General features: G+C 67.3%; 1 protein-coding gene. It reads left to right on the top strand.

The genetic code is table 11. The features are described 5' to 3' along the window. The coding region (locus tag KBX39_RS31105; RefSeq protein ID WP_210873978.1) for an extracellular solute-binding protein at positions 1-1,208 on the top strand (1,208 nt) is incomplete at its 5' end. Positions 1,209-1,439 lie beyond the last annotated feature (231 nt).

Here is a 1,439-nt window from a genome sequence, read left to right as displayed (position 1 = left end):
GCGGCAGGAGCACCACCGGCGGCTCTGACCCGGCCGGTGGTCAGGTCACGCTGAAAATCAACTTCTGGGGCGACTTCGGGCTCCAGGACCTCAAGGCCAGGTACGAGGCCGAACATCCGAACGTCAAGATCCAGCTCAACTCGGGCGAGTACAACGCCCAGCACGAGGACCTGCAGAAGAAGCTCGTCGCGGGCAACGGCGCGCCGGACATCGCGGCGATCGACGAGGGCTTCATGGTCCAGTTCCGAAGCCAGTCCGACAAGTTCGTCAACCTGCTCGACAAGGGCGCCGGCTCGTACGAGAGCAAGTACCTGCCCTGGAAGTGGAAGCAGTCGCTGTCGGCGGACGGCAAGACGCAGATCGGCCTCGGCACCGACGTCGGCGGCCTGGCCATGTGCTACCGCACCGACCTGTTCAAGGCCGCCGGCCTGCCCACCGAACGCGACCAGGTGTCAGCGCTCTGGCCCACCTGGGACAGGTTCATCGAGGTCGGCCAGCAGTACACCACCACGACGAAGAAGAAGTTCATCGACGCCGGCACCAACCTGTTCAACCCGATCCTCGGTCAGCAGCCGGTCGGGTTCTACGACGAGCAGGACCAGCTCCGGATGGAGCAGGGCCCGAAAGTCGCGTTCGACTACACGGTCAAGGCCGTCGGCGCCGGGCTCTCGGCGAACCTGGTCAGCTTCCAGGCCGACTGGGACAAGGGCTTCACCAGCGGCGCGTTCGCGGTGCTCGCCTGCCCGGCCTGGATGCTCGGCCACATCAAGGACACCGCGCCCGGCACCGAGGGCAAGTGGGACATCGCCGCGGTACCGGGTGGCGGCGGCAACTGGGGCGGATCGTTCCTGACGTTGCCGAAGCAGGGCAAGAACGTCGACGAGGCGTACAAGCTGCTGACCTGGCTGGTCGCGCCGGAGCAGCAGATCGAGATCTTCAAGAAGGTCGGCAACCTCCCGTCGCAGCCGGCGCTCTACACCGACCCGGCCATCGCCGACTTCAAGAACCCGTTCTTCAACGACGCCCCGGTCGGCCAGATCTTCCCGAAGATGGCGCAGGGCCTCACCCCGCAGTACCTGGGCCGCAAGAACGGCCCGACCCGGGTGGCGGTGGAGAACGTGATCCGGCGGGTGGAGAACAAGTCGCTCAAGTCCGACGCCGCCTGGAACGAGGCGGTCAAGGAGGCCGAGAAGGCCGCGAAGTCCTGACGTGTCAGCGGTGACGGGGCGGCCCGGCCCGCCCCGTCACCGTCCGATCTCCCGGCCCTGGAGTGAACAGATGTCCAGCACCCGTGCCGCACCGCCCCGCCGCCCACCCGCGCCGCAGGGCGGCAGTGCCGGCGACCGGCGGATGACCTGGCGCGACCGGCTGTACCGCTTCGACATGCGCTACATGCCGTACCTGATGATCGCGCCGTTCTTCCTGCTCTTCCTCGTGTT

This window comes from Micromonospora sp. D75, from assembly GCF_018070405.1.
Lineage (GTDB): Bacteria > Actinomycetota > Actinomycetes > Mycobacteriales > Micromonosporaceae > Micromonospora > Micromonospora chalcea.
This window is presented reverse-complemented; position numbering and strand designations above follow the sequence as displayed.